The organism is Nocardia sp. NPDC051990 (assembly GCF_040680755.1).
Taxonomy (GTDB): domain Bacteria; phylum Actinomycetota; class Actinomycetes; order Mycobacteriales; family Mycobacteriaceae; genus Nocardia.
This window is the reverse complement of the sequence record NZ_JBFAXH010000018.1, coordinates 94,022-109,065: the sequence shown is the minus strand read 5'-3', so window position 1 is coordinate 109,065 and position 15,044 is coordinate 94,022. Positions and strand designations below refer to the sequence as shown.

Genomic DNA, 15,044 nt, shown 5'->3' with positions numbered 1-15,044 from the left:
GCAAGCCTCGTAGGCGTCTGAGGATGCGCTGCTCGGTGGGAAGGACCACTATCCCGTCGACGAAGAGGTTCGCGACCAGTTGCGCGCGGTCATGCCGAAGATCGATGATCTGGCGAAGCTCAACCGCGAGATCCTGGGTCGTGGCGTGCGTTATCTGGCAGGTGAGGTCGGACTGCGGCAGTATCTCGGGCCTGCCGACCGCGGAGAACACCCACCAGATCGTGCAATCGCTGCAACCGGGGGCGCATATCGTCTATGTGGACAATGATCCGATCGTTTTGGCGCACGGTCGGGCGATGCTGCAGGAAAACGCTGACACCGTTGTCGTCACCGCCGATCTCCGGCAGCCCGATACGGTGCTCGAACTTCCGGATGTGCGGCGCTTGATCGACTTCGGCCAACCGGTCGCCATCATGCTCGTCGGCGTGCTGAACTATCTGCACGACAAGGTGGATCCGGCAGGAGTGGTGGACGGATATCTGAACGCCGTCCCTTCGGGCAGCCATCTGTTCATCACGCACTTCTATGACTGCGGCCCGCAAGCCCAGTTGATCGAGAATGCCTTCCTGCACTCCCTCGGCACCGGCCGCTTCCGCACCCAGGACCAGATACACGATCTGTTCCGCGGCCTGGACCTGGTCGACCCCGGCCTGGTCTACCTGCCTCAATGGCGCCCGAACCGCATCGTGCGCGATAAGCCGACCGTCATCGAACGCCTGATGGTCGGCGGCATAGCCCGCAAACTCTGACCGCGCCACCGCGGCGGCGATTAACCGACCCAACCGCGGGTATGGCGCAGATATGGTCCCGACGATCGACGAACTACTGCACGCGCTCACCCGCGCGGTGAATACGCTTGCGGATGCCGGTATCCGCTTCGCGGTCGCGGGTGGCTGCGCGGTGTACGCGCGCGGCGGGCCCGCCTCGGAGCACGATGTCGACATCCTCATCAAGCCCACCGACCTGTCGCGGGCCCGCGGTGCGCTGGTCCGCGGCGGACTGCGGATCGCAGATCCGCCCGAGGACTGGCTGACCAAGGTCTATGACGACGGCGTCCTCATCGACCTGATCTACCGACCGAACAACCGTGCCGTCACCGACGAGCTACTCGATCGCGCGGACATGATGCGCATCGGCCCGGCGGTGGCACCGGTGATCAGCGCGACCGATCTGATGATCGACAAGTTACTGGTCTTCGACGCGCATCGACTGGACCTGAGCCCGCTGCTGGCGATCGCGCGCGATCTGCGCGAACAAGTGGAGTGGGAGCGGGTGCGCAAGGAAACCGATGTTTCGCCCTATGCCCGAGCCTTTCTCGGACTGCTGGACGATCTCGGAGTAGTCGAGCCGAAGCGGGTGGTGTAAATGGATCGACCGCAATATCTGGTCGCGCACCTGCGCCGGGCACTGGCCGAGGATCCGCGCACCGCGGAACTCGGTGTGCAGGTGACGATCCGCGGCGATGTCGTCGTCCTCGACGGGGAGGTGAGCACTATCGAACGCAAGCTGCGAATGGAAATGGTGGTGCGCGAACAGCTTCCGCGCGCCCGTATCCACAACGACGTGCACGTCACGCCGCCGTGCGCGCCGGGGGCCCCCGAGGCGCTGGCGGACTGAGCCCGGAAAGGAGCGGGGCACATGCGGATCGCGGCAATCGGAGACGTTCATCTCGGCGCCGAGTCGGGCGGCGAACTCCGCCCGGCATTCGCACAACTGCCCGACCGCGCCGACGTGCTGCTGCTGGCCGGTGATCTCACCAGGCACGGCACGGTCGAGGAAGGTCGCGTCGTGGCGGCGGAATTCGCCGATCTCGGTGTCCCGGTCGTCGCGGTACTCGGCAATCACGACCACCACAGCGACGCGCAGGACGAGATCACCGCCCAGCTCACCCAGCACGGCATCACCGTATTGGAGGGCACCGCAACGGAATTCGCGGTCGACGGACAGACCCTCGGCATCGCGGGGACGAAGGGCTTCGGCGGCGGCTTCGCGGGCAAATGCGCGAGCGTCTTCGGCGAACGCGTAATGCGGGAATTCGCCGCGCACACCGTCGACCTCGCGGAGATGCTGCGTGCGGCACTGGCCGGCCTACATACCGATATCACCATCGCGCTGACCCATTACTCCCCCATCAGCGACACCCTGCACGGCGAGCCGCGCGAGATCTACCCGTTCCTCGGCTCCTATCTACTCGGCGAAACCATCGACGACCAGCACGCCGACCTCGCCATCCACGGACACGCGCATGCGGGCATCGAACGCGGCACCACACCGGGCGGCATCCGGGTGCGCAATGTGGCCCAACCGGTGGTGCGCACCGCCTACGTCGTCTACGAGCTGACGCCGGAAACAACAGCGGTTACGCCGACACCGTTCGGGTAGCGAGAATTCCGGCCAGGATGACGCGCAGGCCGCGATCGAATTCCACATCGGCATCGGCCTCGAAGAGATCGGCCACCATGCGCGCGGCCCGCGGATAACGCTCGGCGTCGACGGCCTGCTCCAACCGCGCCGGATCGTAGGGGTTGCCGTCGGCGTACTCCGCGCCGGATTGGGCCTGTTCCTCTATGACGAACCCGATCGTGTAGTGCAGCAGGATCGGAAACACCCGCTCGGCATCGACCTCAGAGAAGCCCGCGTCCTCGAGTGTGCGCAAGGTCAGTTCCACGGTGCGCCACATGGCTTCATCGCTGACATAGGTTCCGGCCAGCACCTTCGCCCCGTCCCGATAGCGCAGCATCGACCGGCGCAACCGTCCGGCCAGCGCCACTACCCAGTCCTGCCAGCCCTAGGACGCGACGGGTGTCGAGGTGGAAATCGGCGGCCCGAATCCACGCCGGATTCGCGCTGCCTACCTGGTCGGCTGCGATGGCGGCCGCAGCACGGTGCGCAAGCTGGCGGGCATCGACTACGTCGGCACCGACGCGACGGTGACGGGCATGCTCGCCGATGTCGAACTGGCCGACCCGCCCGCGGAGACCGTCTTCGCACACCGCGCCGGTGCGGGTGACTTCTCAGCGTTCCAATTCGAGCCCGGCTGGTACCGACTGCTCGTACAGCGCCACGATCTGGTCCTGGAGCGCGGCGCCGAACTGAGCTTCGAGGACTTCCGCGCCAACTTCACCGAACTCGCCGATACCGACTTCGGCATGCACAGCCCGCGCTGGATCTCGCACTACAGCGATGCCGCCCGCCAGGCCGACCGATACCGGGTTGGCCGCGTCTTCCTCGCCGGGGATGCCGCGCACATCCACTACCCAGCAGGCGGTCAGGGCCAGAACCTCGGGCTGCAGGATGCCATGAATCTCGGCTGGAAGCTCGCCGCCAGCTTGCGCGGCAACGCATCCGACGAGCTGCTCGACACCTATGAGTCCGAGCGCCACCCCATTGCCGCCCGAGTCCTGCACAACACCCGCGCCCAAACCGCACTCGGGTGCCCGGGCCCGCACACCGACGCACTGCGCGACATCATGAGCGATCTGTTCGATATGGACCAGGTGCGCCACCGCCTCGGCCTGATGATCAACGCACTCGATATCCGCTATGACATCAAGGGCGAGCACCCGCTCATCGGCCGCCGCGTCCCGGATGCCGACATCACCACCGCGGCGGGCGCGACCGAATCGAAATCGTTGCCGCCACGAGGCACAGCAAGCAGTGGACAGTCCCGGGCGTCGGCGAGATCCCGACCCCTGCCGCCGTCCTGCTGCGACCGGACGGCTACGTCGCCTGGGCGAGCGAGGAACCCGATGCCGCGGGATTGCCCGAGGCGCTCACCGTTTGGGTCGGCGCACCGGCCTGATCGAAATCGCTAGCCTTTCCTGCCCGCTATGTCCAATTTGGGAAATTTGTCGCAAATTAGCGCATCGTAAATTGCCGAGCGCAAAGTCTGGTCGATCTTGTTCCGTGGTAGGTATTCAATTGATCTTGATGACTCGGGATGGACACTGACACCACAAGGACACGGCTCGAAAATCCGCCGGAGAAAGATCAAAAACGTTGCCCAGCAAAGGCGTTGTTGATGTGTATGCTATCGATCAATCACGATCCACTACGAGGTGGGCTGATGACCGAGGACGGTGTCGAAGTGGATATCAATGCACTCCGAATGCGCCGTGCGACTGTCTTCGCATTAGGCGTCGGCGTACTGACTCTGGCGGCGGCCGGGTCGCTCGACCGACTGCTGCTCGGCCTGTTCATCTGCATCGGACTCGGACTCGGTTGGCTGAATGCGCAACTGACCCGATTGACGGTCAACCGCGTCGCCGACGCCGAGAAACCGAGGAAGCAGGGCCTGTACCTCTCCTCGGCGACTCGACTGATCGCAATAACCGGTGGTTCGCTCGCAGTGGGTTTCCTGGCAAGGCCGCATGGCATCGGAATCTTCTTCGGCATGGCCGCCTTTCAAGTGATTCTGGTGTTGGTCACCGTCGTGCCTGAAGTGAAGGAGCTTCGCCAGCAATCATGACGAATCAACTCGCCTTCATCGCTCGATCAGCGCTTCCGGTCCTCGCTCAGGAAGCGCCCGCCGAAGAGCCGAAAATCAAGGTCGGCGAACATGCGGTCGCGCATCTGTGGGGCATGGACTTCAATGTCGACACGATCATTTCGACCGCCATCGCAGCGGCGATCGTGCTCGGCTTGGCGTTCTACCTGCGGGCCAAGCTGACTTCGGGCGTCCCTAACGGCGTGCAGCTGTTCTTCGAGACCGTGACGGTCCAGATGCGCAACCAGGTGGAAAGCGCCATCGGCATGAAGGTCGCGCCGTTCGCGCTGCCCTTGGCCGTCACGCTCTTCATCTACATCCTGTTGTCGAACTGGTTGTCCGTGCTGCCGGTACAGTACGGACACGGCGAATTGATCGCACCGCCCGCATCGGATGTCAATTTCGTCTATGCGCTGGCCCTGTTCGTCTTCATCATGTATCAGGGTGCTGGTATATATCGGCGCGGCCCGGGTGGACATGCCAAGCAGTTGCTGAAGGGCCATACCGGATGGGGCCCGATGGTTTTCATCAATGTCATCGAGGAAGTCGCCAAACCGCTCTCACTGTCGCTGCGATTGTTCGGCAACATGTTCGCGGGCGGCGTTATGGTCTCGGTGATCGCGCTGTTCCCGTTCTGGATCAGCTGGGGACCGAATGCCATCTGGAAACTCTTCGATCTGTTCGTCGGGGCGATCCAGGCATTCATCTTCTCGCTGTTGACCGTCCTCTACTTCAGCCAGTCGATGTCGCTGGAGGACGAACACTAGCCCGGCGGCCGCTGTCGGGTCGCTCGAAACAACAAAAGATCGGCGCCGCCGATCGAGCTCCGTAGAGAACAGGAAGTGAAAAATGGCAGACGCAACCACGGCGGCCATCGTCCAGGGCGCGCTCATCGGCGGCGGCATTATTATGGGCGGTGGCGCCATCGGCGCGGGAATCGGTGACGGACTCGCCGGCGCCGCGTTGATCAACGGCGTTGCCCGTCAGCCGGAAGCCGAGGGTCGCCTCCGCGGTAACTTCTTCCTGACCGTTGGTCTGGTCGAGGCGGCGTACTTCATCAATCTAGCGTTCATGGCGCTTTTCGTATTCGCTACTCCAGGTAAGTAATTCAGTATGACTCCGCGAACGGATGTTGTTGCCGAGGGGAACTTCCTCATTCCCAACGGCACATTCTTCGCCGAGCTGTTGATCTTCCTGATCGTGCTCGGGGTCATGTGGCTGTTCGTCGTTCCGCCGATACGCAAGGTATTGGCGGAACGCGAGGCGAGAGTCGCGGAGACCGCGGTCGACAACAAGGAAGCCAAAGCCTTGTTCGCCGACGCCGAAGCGAAATATCAGGCGGCCGTCGCGCAGGCGCGCAGTGAAGCGGTCGGGATCAGGAACCAGGCAAGGCACGAGGGCCGAATCATCCTCGAGCAGTTGCGAAGTGAGGCGCAGGAGGAGGCCGACAGGATCGTCGCGGAATCCGCGACGGAACTGCGGGCCCAGGCGGACCAGGTGGCCGCTGAGCTGCGTGAGGCTGTCGAACCGCTCGCCGAGACATTGGCCGATCGTGTGCTCGGCATCAAGGATCGGCACGCCGGCTTCAGCGCCGGCCATCAGTCAGAACGAGCGTAGCCAATGAACCTCAACAGCGGCATTCTTGCCGAAGGGGCCATCCGCGCAGCCCAGTCCGAGGACTCGGGCATCTTCCACATCACCTTCGACTGGCCGATCTTTTTCAGCCAGCTCTTCGGTTTCGCGGTCATCATCTTCGTCATCGTCAAATATGTGGCACCGCCGGTCAAACGGCTGATGACGAAGGCGCAGAACAATATTCAGAAACAGATCGAGGAGAACCAGCAGGCGGCGGACCGCCTCGTCGAGGCCAAACGATCCTATGACAACGCGGTCACCGACGCCCAGGCCGAACTAGAGCACATTCGCGAGGACGCGCGCGCCGACGCCGAGCGCATCATCGCCAAGATGCGCGAATTCGCCGATGCCGAGGTCGCCCGGGTGCGTAGCCAGGGCCGCGATCAGATCGCGCAGATGCGCACTCAGCTCATCCGCGATCTGAAGGAGGAGCTCATCACCACGGTGATGGACAGCACCGAGGAGAAGGTCCGCTACGAGATCAGCGCCACCCACGTGGCGGCCGACAGCATCGACAAATTCCTCGAGGACCTCGAGGCCATGGCCAACGCGGAGCCGCCGGTCCGACGCCGCGCCCAACCCTGGGCGCTGTAAATCCGGGTGGTCGCCGGACCGCATGCCCTGGCATGCTGGCCGCGTGACCACCGCGCAGATCACGATCGATTTCGCGCCCGAATTGCGGCTGTTCGTCGCGGCCGCACAGCGGCACGGTCCCTGCGCCGTGCCGATCGACAGCGTGTCGACGCTCGGACATATCGTGGAATCGCTCGGCGTACCGCTCACCGAGGTCGGCGAGCTGCTGGTCGACGGTCGGTCGATGAGCCCGGCGCATCTGCCCGCCGACGGCGCGGTGGTATCGGTGCGCGCCGTTGTGCGCCCACAACGATTCGCGGAACCGATGCGATTCCTGCTGGATATCCATCTCGGTACCCTGGCGCGGCGACTGCGGTTGCTCGGTGTGGACACCTCCTACGAGAATCCGGATATCGGTGACGCCGCCCTCGCGACGCGTTCGGCGACCGAACATCGGATCCTGCTCTCCCGCGATCGCGGCCTGCTGCGTCGCCGCGAAATCTTCGCGGGCGCATACATTTACAGCCACCGCCCGGCCGAACAGCTCGACGACGTCCTCTCTCGTTTCGCACCACCCCTGGCCCCATGGACCCGCTGCACCGCCTGCAACGGCCCACTCCGCATTGCCGAGAAACAAACCCTGCGCGGCCACCTACCCAGCGACACCGAACGCACCTACAACGCCTTCGCCCAATGCCTGGACTGCGGCCGCACCTACTGGAAGGGCGCCCACCACGCCCGCCTGGACGCCATCGTCACCCACGCCCTCCAGGACTTCGGCACCAGCCCATGATGGGGCGCACCTACTCGCGCCCCGCCCGCACGCCGCCCACGGTTTCCTACGCCGCGCACGAAATCGCGCGAAAACGGGCGCGCCGCCGAATCGGTGCGCGGGACGCGCTCAGGCTCCAAAGGTGCCGTCCAAGCGGCTGCGGGAGCCTGGGTGGCCCAGGCACCTCGTCGTCGAAATGCATCAGCAGCAAATGGGATACCCAATGGGTCGGCGAATCGTCGACCAAAGCAGTGCTCGCGCGCGAACCCGCTTGTCCCCCTTCCGAGTTGGACAAACGCGTAGGTTTGCGACTGAACGGCTACGAGGCGTGGTGCGTCGGGTGGTAGTGCTCCCAGGCGTCGGCCAGCGCCTTGCGCACGTCCGCGGGCAGGTAACCCCGGATTTCCGCACACAGATGGACGCTGTTCCCGCAGTCATCGCACCAGATCCGGACGGTACGCGCGTCCTTGGCGACCGCGTTGGCGATCCAGTCGGCGCGCATATTCCCGTGGTCGACGGTGGCCACCCACCTGTCCCCATAACCATCGACATCCTGATGGATGGCATTGACCATGGTCACCGCGAACATCGGATTAGGCTGAGCCCTCTTCTTCGTCATGGCGGTAAACCTCCAGCCCGGTCGAGCGATATGTTCGTGCGACTTCAGCAACCCGTTGGTGACCGGTTGTTTCGCGACGCAGACAGCAACCGTAACCCCGGCCGACGTGCCCGGCAAGAGGTCGATTTCGGGTGGAAACCGAAGGAAATCCGCAGGTAAAGAGATCGCAAAGGCGTTAGATCTATTGACGATACGGTGCGGCGGCGGTCCGCGCCGCCACGCTGAACGCCTGTCTGATCTGTGGCCGCAGCAATCAATCCACACACGAGTATTCGGGGAAGAATCCGTTGCAGTCCGCATCGCGCGGCCCGATCTCCAGCAGCAGCGCCGCCACACCCAGCGGGCCATAAGCCTGATCCAGGCTCGTTCCCGAGATGGGATAGCCGACAGTGTCGACCGAGGTGCCGGATGCGAATCCGGCCGGTGCGATCCGCGCGGCCGGATTCCGCAGTTGCGCGGCATTCTCGGGCGCTGCCACCGACGGTGTGATCACATTACAAGGCCACGAGAACGACGGCCGCCCGATGCGTTACGCGGACAGTTCCTCCTCGCCATGTACGTCAGACCACCTTGTCCGCCAACGGTTTCCGGCGTTGGTCAGGGGCAGAGGTTGGGCACGAAGGGGACTCCGGATCGTGCCGGCGCGCCAGCGGGAATCGGATCGAGCGTTCGGCCGAGCGCTCGCCCAGGGCCGACCAGCCGTCCCTGCGCAGGTGTATCCACGCCGCGATCAGGACGATGAGGAATTCGATGACGTAGCCGTTGATCAGTACCTTGGTGACCGGCCACCACGGCGGCAGCAGGAACACCCCGACCGACACCCACGTCTTGCTCCAGTGGTAGCTCCACGAGGCGGTCACGGTGAACAGCACCGCCGCCGCCACCCACCAGCGCCAGTTGTCCAGCCCCTTGTGCACGAGGAAGACGAACAGCGGCACGAACCACACCCAGTGGTGTCCCCAGGAGAACGGCGACACCGCGCACGCGGTGAGACCGGCCAGAGTGACCGACAGCAGCCGCTCACCCCGCTGATACAGCGCCGACGTGACGATCAGGCTGGCGACCGCGACCGAGCCCGCGATGAGCACCCACAACCACATCGGCGCGGGCCCACCGAGCAGATGCGCGATGACGCCACGGATGGACTGGTTGGCCGGGTGGTTGTCCCCGGCGATCCGGTTGGACTGGAAGAACGTCGAGGTCCAGTACTGCCGGGAATCGGTGGGCAGGATCACCCAGGCGAAGGCGAACGAGGAGAGGAAGGTGACGCATGCGGTAACCGCCGAGCGCCACTGCCGCAGGGCGGCGAGGTAGGCGACGAAGTAGATCGGGGTGAGTTTGATACCCGCCGCGAGTCCGACGCCGATGCCGAGCAGCTTGCTTCGTTCCGCGCGCAGCGCGTCCAACAGCACCAGCAGCATCAACACCAGGTTGATCTGCCCGAAGTAGAGCGTCTGGCGGACCGGCTCGATGAATGCCAAGGTAGCCGCGATCAGCACGCTGACCACCACCAGCCGAGTCGTGATCCGATAGCCCAGCAGCCGCCAGCTGAGCAGCACACAGGCGATGAGTACCGAGAGATTGAACACCAGCCAGGTGTTCGTCACGTACCCCCACGGCACCAGGTAAATCGGCACGAACGCGATAGTGGAGAACGGCGTGTAGGTGTACAGCAGGTCGCGCATGGTCGGTTCGGTGTACAGCGGCAGACCGTGCACGATGCGGAACGCACCGTCCCGATAGATGTGCACATCGAGGCCACCAACCAGGAATCCGCCCTTGTCCAGGAAGGGATCGATGGTGGTGAAGAGCAGGATCGCCGACAGCACGGCGCTCCCGGCGAGCAGGTATATCGCTGGTCCCGTACGCGGAAACTCCAGCTTCCGGGTGTCTCGCACCGATCCGCTACGACCGAGGCAATACCGTCACAGGATTGGCGGTAAAGGATCCTGCTGGGTGATAAGACCTCATGACTGGACCGATCCATCCCTTCATCCCGCACCAGCTGCACTACGGCGATAGCCAATTTCAACGTACGTAATGACCCGAGCCTGCATCATGCCCCCGAAGCACCGGGGCAAGCAAGCTGCTGGATCATCGTTGCCTGCTGGCCCTGGCCCGCCTGCGCTCCGCCTGTAGTTCGGCGAGTTCTTGTTCGAGCATCTCGGCGATGCGGAACTGTCCGGTGTCGTGGATATCGGGCGTGCGAACCACCTGCAGGTGCGAATCCGGCTCGGCGGATGCGTTGCCCTTGGCGCGCGCGTTCGCGTTCTCGGTTGTCCTGCTGTCCTTCCTGCCCTCGAGCGAACTGGGCTTGCGCGCCGTCGCCGCAGCCGAACCATTACCCCTTCGCAGTGCTGACACAACCGATTTGCTCTCCGCGGCCGGGTTTTCCGTGCTGGCCGCGGCCGCCTTGCGCGCGGGCGCCTTGGCCGGCGGCGGTGGGGTCTCGACCTTCGCGACCGGCTTGGTCTCGTCCGCGGTGATCGGCTCCGGATCGGCCGGTGCGAACGGGTTGTTCTTCGCGATCACCGGCTTTGCGGCCACCGGCGCGGCCGGCTCCTTGACGACCGCCGGACGGGGCTCGGTCTTCGCGGGCGCGGGCCGTCGCTCGGGCGCCGCATTGTCCGGCGCCTGGCCGTTGGTCGGCGCGCGATGCTTCTCGGGTGCGTCCGAGACATCTTGCGCTACAGGGTTTTCCCCGTCGACCGACTCCTCGACGGTGACCTCTTCGACCTCCACGATCGCGTCGACTTCCAGCTCGGCGTCTTGTTCCGCAGCTTCGGCGGTGGCCAGCGCCTCGTGTTCCGCGGACTCCTTCTCCGCCCCCGGCGCCACCAGGGCGGCCTGGGTGTTCGCGCGATAGGACGCGATCGATGGCATCGTCCGCTTGAGTTGTTCGGCCGGATCGGGCAATTCGCGGACCTGCTCGGTGGCCCGGTAGATGGCCAAGCCGTAGCGTGCGCTCGCCGCGTCGTGGATGAGCAGGGCGACACCGATCATCACTGGCGCGACCGCATGCACACCGGACTCGTACCATTCCCCGTCACGCAGATACGGGTAGGTATTGAGCGTGACAGTCAGTGTCAGCAGGGCAATTTCGGCCGCGGCGACCTGTCGGCGATTGTCGATCACGCCCCACTCGGCGACCTTATTGGTGCCGACCATGATGATGATCAAGCAGACGCTGATCATCGCCTCGATGAGATAGCTGAACCAGTACAGCGGATCGCCCGGCCCACCCGGCGCGATGTTGTGTTGCACATTGACCGCGGACCACAGCATGCCCGCCGCCACCACGCCCGCGAGCGCGCGCAGTGACCATCCGCGGTGCCGGTACAGCGACGCCAATTTGGCGTGCGGGCTCGACTCCCGCCGCTGTGCCGCAATTGCCTTGCGGGCTACCAGTAGATCTCTGATGTCGGCCTTCTCGATCGCTTCGGTGGTCTGCCTGGCGCGGTCGGCCGCGGCGGCCGCGGCCTGGACCTGTTTCCATCGCTGCGCGCGATCCTCGCCGCGAATCTTTTCCGCGAGCTCACGCTCGGCGACTAGTTCATCCTCGGAGAGCGCCTCTGTCAGCGCGGGATCGAACTGGTAGGCGAGTCGGCCCCGGGCCCGCTCGACCCTTCTCGCGAGCTGTCCGACCTCGTCCTCGACGGGATGATGCTCGATGGTCAATTCGACTCCCAGCGGGAGAGATTCGATTGCAGACAAATGATCACGCGTGGGAACGACACCAGACATTCATAGTCGATCCACCGTTGCCAGCGAAACTATCAATTCGCCGCCGGTGGGTCGTCATGCGGCGTGCCGCGCGCGACACACACGTCCGAAGTTTCGATTCAACGACGATTCGGTGCTCCGGAACGCCGCCCACGCTGCGAGGAACGTAAGGTTCACCGGCCCGGATTCGCTGCGGCTGCTTGCCATCAGCAGACGCCCAACCAGTCGGTTCGTTCAAGAGGTGCCAACACATTCAGGTGTATCGATCACTCCGCGTCATGCGGTTTCGCTGAACATGCTGACGTGAGCCCAGCCCGCAACATCGCCGCACGCGGCGCGGCAGCTGGGCAGTGGGTCACGCTGCCGACGACGTGGCCAACCCACGTCCGGACGCGGGGCCAAAGCTCCTACAGGACAGAGAAGTTGACCTCCGCCTCCAGCTCAGCCTCGGGCAGGCCGCGAACGAATGCGGCGAGATCAGTCGACATGCGGCCATCGTCCTCGAGGACGGCCGCTGTCGGGCGCGTTCAGGCCGCGTCCGACAGTGCCTCATGCCAGTGCCAGGTGTCGGTGTATTGATGCAGGGCGAACAGCTTTCCGTCGGCGATATGCCAGATGTGGGCGAATTCGGCGGCCACATGCTTGCCGGTGGCGCGCGCGGTGCCGCGGTAGTGGCCGGTCACGATGACAGTGTCCGGATAGGCGTCGAACCATTCCTCGGCGAAGGGCGCGATCTCGTATTCGCGGAATACCGGCTGCCAGATGCCCGCGAGCACCGCTTGCGGGCTGTGCGCCTGCGTGACGGTCACGCTGGGCATACCGGGGGCCACCCACCCCTGGAAGCGCGGATGCAATGCGTCGAGGATGGCGACGGCGTCTCCGGATTGCGTTGCTTTGTAGAACTTCTCGACTACGTCTCGATTGGCCATATCCTCATATTAGAGGGATCGTTCTATATCAACACGGCGGCAGCCGGTGATCCGCGGCACAACCCGCGGGCGCGAATGAGTTCTGCGCCGAGCGGAGCAGCGCCGAGCGAACGGCCACGCCGACTCGTCAGTTGGTGCGGATGCTGGATCGCAGCGCGAGAACGCCTGCGGCCGAGCCGTTCATGGCGAGGCGGACGACCCGCAGTCCAGCTACTGTCGCAGACGGGCGTGCGACTTCGGAGAGACCGAGCCGGGAGAGGTTGGTAGCTATGGGTGTTGGTGGTCTTCGCGTGGCCTCGGTTGTCGCCGCCGTGGTTGTGCTCGGGACTGGATCCGTGCTGGCCGGACCTGGTTCGAACGCGGCACCTCCGGAACCGGGATCGGTGGTGACCGGGGATGGTTCGAGGATTACCGGGGTCCAGATTCGGGATGATCGGCGTCTCACGTTGACGACATATTCGGGGGCGATGGGGAAAGAGTTTTCGGTGGAGGTGCAGCGCCCTGCGGATAGCAGGGTGCCGCGGCCGACGTTGTATCTGCTGGCCGGGGTCGATGGTGGGGTCGATGGGGCGACGTGGACCACGAAGACCGATGTCATGAGATTTTTCGCGGATAAGAATGTCAATGTGGTGCAGCCGCTCGGCGGGGCATACAGCTATTACGCCGATTGGCGGGCAGCGGATCCGGTGCTGGGGGTCAATAAGTGGCAGACGTATTTGACCCAGGAATTGCCGCCGTTGATCGATGCCGCATTGGGCACCAATGGGCGCAATGCCATTGCGGGGATCTCCACCTCGGGTACGTCGGTGCTTTCGCTCGCGATTTCACGTCCTGGGCTGTACAAGTCGGTGGGCGCATTCAGTGGGTGCGCGCAGATCAGCGATCCGGTCGGGCAGGCGTTCGTCGGGCTGTCGGTGCGCAAGGGTGGTGGCGATCCGGTGAATCTGTATGGTTCGGAGCAGGATCCGATGTGGGCGGCGAATGATCCGTATGTCAATGCCGAAGGCCTGCGTGGCCTGAATTTGTATCTGTCGGCGGGGAGCGGATTGCCCGGGCCGTATGACAATCCCACCGATCCGCATACCCAGAGTTGGGCAGAGGGCGGGCTGCCCCTCCAGGTGACGATGGGTGGTGCGATCGAGGGCGCCACGGCCTGGTGCACGCGCAACCTGCGGGGCAGGTTGCATGAACTCGGTATTCCCGCCACCTACGACCTCGAACCCACCGGCACCCACTCCTGGGGGTATTGGGAACGCGCACTGAAGGATTCATGGCCGGTTCTCGCCGACGGATTGGGTACCTGACGTCTTAACCTTCGCACTCGGATTCGGCGCGACCACGGATCTACGACACCCACGCTGACATATATGACACAATACTCATATGGCTCTCAAACGCACTATGGTCTACGCGGAAGCCAGCGATCTGGCTGTCATCAAAGAGGCGGCGGCACGAAGCAACGTCAGCGAGGCCGAGATCATCCGCAATGCGATCCATCTGGCAGCCCTCCGCGTGCAACGTCGATCGGAGCCGCTGCGGCTGAGACGATTCGCAAGCGGCGATCCCACGCTGGCCGAACGCGTCGACGATTACCTCGCCGATGACTTCGGCCGCGACACAGAACATCCATGACGCTCGGCATCGAAGGCCCCGGGATTGTCATTGCCGACACCTCCGGCCTGATCGCCGCGTTTGATACCTCGTCACCAGACAGTGACGGCGCGTTTCACGTTCTCGAAGCAGCGGGTTTGGTCGTGCTCTCGCCCCTTGCGCTCGCTGAACTCGACCACGTCGCCCGCCGGGCCGTCGGACGCCAGGTCTCCATCAACATGATCGAGGACCTCACCGCACAAGCACGCACCCAACACTTCGAGATTGCGACGGTGACGCCCGACGTACTCGACCAGGCGAACGCCGTCCGCAGGCTGTACCCGTCGTTGCGTCTCGACCTCGCCGACGCCGTCATCGTCGCGTTAGCCGCCGACTACGAAACCAACGCTGTCCTCACCCTCGACCGGCGCGACTTCCGAGTTCTGACGCCGCTCACTCAGCACAGGACCTTTCGCATACTGCCCGACGATCTCTGATACCTCGCCAGATGGCCCGCATCGGGCACCAAACCGCACCGCCGAACGGTCACCACCTGCTCATTCCGGCGTGGGCGAGATCTCCATCAGGTGGATGAACGGTCCGGAAATCGCTGGCGGTTTCCGCTCGCCACAGTCACTCTCCTAGGCTTTAGCGCGAGTGGATACGGCATATGCCTCAATACTTGTATTGGCACTCGGCGACATCTCTAGCTCCTAG

At 64.3% G+C, this 15,044-nt stretch carries 18 protein-coding genes and 3 pseudogenes; 15 read left to right on the top strand and 6 right to left on the bottom strand.

Going from position 1 to position 15,044, the window contains the following annotated elements:
- The first annotated feature begins 79 nt into the window (after positions 1–79).
- From AB0L63_RS26620 to AB0L63_RS26605, 4 genes and pseudogenes are all read left to right on the top strand, one after another.
- Positions 80–749 (top strand): annotated as a pseudogene (locus tag AB0L63_RS26620) (SAM-dependent methyltransferase).
- A 52-nt stretch (positions 750–801) separates the two neighbouring features.
- Positions 802–1,365: a hypothetical protein gene (locus tag AB0L63_RS26615; protein ID WP_364505824.1), complete on the top strand. Its 564-nt coding sequence runs from the start codon at positions 802–804 to the stop codon at positions 1,363–1,365.
- Positions 1,366–1,617: a BON domain-containing protein gene (locus AB0L63_RS26610; protein ID WP_364505822.1), complete on the top strand. Its 252-nt coding sequence runs from the start codon at positions 1,366–1,368 to the stop codon at positions 1,615–1,617.
- A gap of 21 nt (positions 1,618–1,638) precedes the next feature.
- Positions 1,639–2,382: a metallophosphoesterase gene (locus tag AB0L63_RS26605; RefSeq protein WP_364505820.1), complete on the top strand. Its 744-nt coding sequence runs from the start codon at positions 1,639–1,641 to the stop codon at positions 2,380–2,382.
- Here AB0L63_RS26605 and AB0L63_RS26600 read toward each other — a convergent pair.
- Positions 2,360–2,773 (bottom strand): annotated as a pseudogene (locus tag AB0L63_RS26600) (TetR/AcrR family transcriptional regulator C-terminal domain-containing protein); the annotation flags it as partial. The gene AB0L63_RS26605 and the pseudogene AB0L63_RS26600 overlap by 23 nt on opposite strands.
- Positions 2,774–2,810: 37 nt before the next feature.
- Here AB0L63_RS26600 and AB0L63_RS26595 point away from each other — a divergent pair.
- The 8 genes and pseudogenes from AB0L63_RS26595 to AB0L63_RS26560 all read left to right on the top strand — a co-directional run.
- Positions 2,811–3,350 (top strand): annotated as a pseudogene (locus AB0L63_RS26595) (FAD-dependent monooxygenase); the annotation flags it as partial.
- Between the two features lie 272 nt (positions 3,351–3,622).
- Positions 3,623–3,802: a hypothetical protein gene (locus AB0L63_RS26590; RefSeq protein WP_364505912.1), complete on the top strand. Its 180-nt coding sequence runs from the start codon at positions 3,623–3,625 to the stop codon at positions 3,800–3,802.
- A 138-nt stretch (positions 3,803–3,940) separates the two neighbouring features.
- On the top strand, positions 3,941–4,468 hold the full coding sequence (locus AB0L63_RS26585; protein ID WP_364505818.1) for a hypothetical protein: 528 nt from the start codon (positions 3,941–3,943) through the stop codon (positions 4,466–4,468).
- A gap of 113 nt (positions 4,469–4,581) precedes the next feature.
- Complete coding sequence (gene atpB, locus AB0L63_RS26580; RefSeq protein WP_364505910.1) at positions 4,582–5,253, top strand: F0F1 ATP synthase subunit A; 672 nt, start codon at positions 4,582–4,584, stop codon at positions 5,251–5,253.
- A gap of 82 nt (positions 5,254–5,335) precedes the next feature.
- The gene (locus tag AB0L63_RS26575; RefSeq protein WP_040687366.1) at positions 5,336–5,593 is read left to right on the top strand and encodes a F0F1 ATP synthase subunit C; all 258 of its coding nucleotides are present in this window, start codon (positions 5,336–5,338) and stop codon (positions 5,591–5,593) included.
- A gap of 6 nt (positions 5,594–5,599) precedes the next feature.
- Positions 5,600–6,103, top strand: coding sequence for a F0F1 ATP synthase subunit B (locus AB0L63_RS26570; RefSeq protein WP_364505816.1), 504 nt, complete (start codon positions 5,600–5,602; stop codon positions 6,101–6,103).
- Positions 6,104–6,106: 3 nt separating this feature from the next.
- Complete coding sequence (locus AB0L63_RS26565) at positions 6,107–6,715, top strand: hypothetical protein (protein ID WP_364505814.1); 609 nt, start codon at positions 6,107–6,109, stop codon at positions 6,713–6,715.
- 43 nt (positions 6,716–6,758) lie between these two features.
- Positions 6,759–7,487 carry a Mut7-C RNAse domain-containing protein gene (locus tag AB0L63_RS26560; protein WP_364505812.1) on the top strand — a complete coding sequence of 243 codons (729 nt, stop codon included), beginning with the start codon at positions 6,759–6,761 and terminating at the stop codon, positions 7,485–7,487.
- 298 nt (positions 7,488–7,785) lie between these two features.
- Here the strand turns inward: AB0L63_RS26560 and AB0L63_RS26555 are convergent, their stop codons facing one another.
- The 5 genes from AB0L63_RS26555 to AB0L63_RS26535 form a co-directional block, all read right to left on the bottom strand.
- Positions 7,786–8,085: a hypothetical protein gene (locus AB0L63_RS26555; RefSeq protein WP_364505810.1), complete on the bottom strand. Its 300-nt coding sequence runs from the start codon at positions 8,083–8,085 to the stop codon at positions 7,786–7,788.
- 253 nt (positions 8,086–8,338) lie between these two features.
- Positions 8,339–8,578 carry a hypothetical protein gene (locus AB0L63_RS26550; protein ID WP_364505808.1) on the bottom strand — a complete coding sequence of 80 codons (240 nt, stop codon included), beginning with the start codon at positions 8,576–8,578 and terminating at the stop codon, positions 8,339–8,341.
- Between the two features lie 67 nt (positions 8,579–8,645).
- Positions 8,646–9,983, bottom strand: coding sequence for a glycosyltransferase 87 family protein (locus AB0L63_RS26545; protein ID WP_364505806.1), 1,338 nt, complete (start codon positions 9,981–9,983; stop codon positions 8,646–8,648).
- 196 nt (positions 9,984–10,179) lie between these two features.
- Positions 10,180–11,763, bottom strand: coding sequence for a hypothetical protein (locus tag AB0L63_RS26540; protein ID WP_364505804.1), 1,584 nt, complete (start codon positions 11,761–11,763; stop codon positions 10,180–10,182).
- Between the two features lie 572 nt (positions 11,764–12,335).
- A complete protein-coding gene (locus AB0L63_RS26535; RefSeq protein ID WP_364505802.1) occupies positions 12,336–12,737 on the bottom strand; it encodes a nuclear transport factor 2 family protein in 402 nt (133 codons plus the stop codon).
- Between the two features lie 467 nt (positions 12,738–13,204).
- Here AB0L63_RS26535 and AB0L63_RS26530 point away from each other — a divergent pair, with 467 nt between their 5' ends.
- The 3 genes from AB0L63_RS26530 (at position 13,205) to AB0L63_RS26520 (ending at position 14,824) form a co-directional block, all read left to right on the top strand.
- Positions 13,205–14,041, top strand: coding sequence for an alpha/beta hydrolase family protein (locus AB0L63_RS26530; RefSeq protein ID WP_364505800.1), 837 nt, complete (start codon positions 13,205–13,207; stop codon positions 14,039–14,041).
- Positions 14,042–14,120: 79 nt separating this feature from the next.
- Complete coding sequence (locus tag AB0L63_RS26525) at positions 14,121–14,369, top strand: CopG family transcriptional regulator (RefSeq protein ID WP_364505798.1); 249 nt, start codon at positions 14,121–14,123, stop codon at positions 14,367–14,369.
- Entirely contained in the window at positions 14,366–14,824 is a 459-nt protein-coding gene (locus AB0L63_RS26520) for a PIN domain-containing protein (protein ID WP_364505795.1), read from the top strand. Before AB0L63_RS26525 ends, AB0L63_RS26520 begins: the two co-directional genes overlap by 4 nt.
- Positions 14,825–15,044: the final 220 nt, after the last annotated feature.

What these genes read in the sequence shown, in the direction of transcription:
- AB0L63_RS26615 (WP_364505824.1), top strand. Translation starts at nt 802, where the DNA reads ATGGTCCCGACGATCGACGAACTACTGCACGCGCTCACCCGCGCGGTG.
- AB0L63_RS26610 (WP_364505822.1), top strand. Translation starts at nt 1,366, where the DNA reads ATGGATCGACCGCAATATCTGGTCGCGCACCTGCGCCGGGCACTGGCC.
- AB0L63_RS26605 (WP_364505820.1), top strand. Translation starts at nt 1,639, where the DNA reads ATGCGGATCGCGGCAATCGGAGACGTTCATCTCGGCGCCGAGTCGGGC.
- AB0L63_RS26585 (WP_364505818.1), top strand. Translation starts at nt 3,941, where the DNA reads ATGGACACTGACACCACAAGGACACGGCTCGAAAATCCGCCGGAGAAA.
- atpB (WP_364505910.1), top strand. Translation starts at nt 4,582, where the DNA reads ATGGACTTCAATGTCGACACGATCATTTCGACCGCCATCGCAGCGGCG.
- AB0L63_RS26575 (WP_040687366.1), top strand. Translation starts at nt 5,336, where the DNA reads ATGGCAGACGCAACCACGGCGGCCATCGTCCAGGGCGCGCTCATCGGC.
- AB0L63_RS26570 (WP_364505816.1), top strand. Translation starts at nt 5,600, where the DNA reads ATGACTCCGCGAACGGATGTTGTTGCCGAGGGGAACTTCCTCATTCCC.
- AB0L63_RS26565 (WP_364505814.1), top strand. Translation starts at nt 6,107, where the DNA reads ATGAACCTCAACAGCGGCATTCTTGCCGAAGGGGCCATCCGCGCAGCC.
- AB0L63_RS26555 (WP_364505810.1), bottom strand. Translation starts at nt 8,085, where the DNA reads ATGACGAAGAAGAGGGCTCAGCCTAATCCGATGTTCGCGGTGACCATG.
- AB0L63_RS26535 (WP_364505802.1), bottom strand. Translation starts at nt 12,737, where the DNA reads ATGGCCAATCGAGACGTAGTCGAGAAGTTCTACAAAGCAACGCAATCC.
- AB0L63_RS26530 (WP_364505800.1), top strand. Translation starts at nt 13,205, where the DNA reads ATGGGGAAAGAGTTTTCGGTGGAGGTGCAGCGCCCTGCGGATAGCAGG.
- AB0L63_RS26525 (WP_364505798.1), top strand. Translation starts at nt 14,121, where the DNA reads ATGGCTCTCAAACGCACTATGGTCTACGCGGAAGCCAGCGATCTGGCT.
- AB0L63_RS26520 (WP_364505795.1), top strand. Translation starts at nt 14,366, where the DNA reads ATGACGCTCGGCATCGAAGGCCCCGGGATTGTCATTGCCGACACCTCC.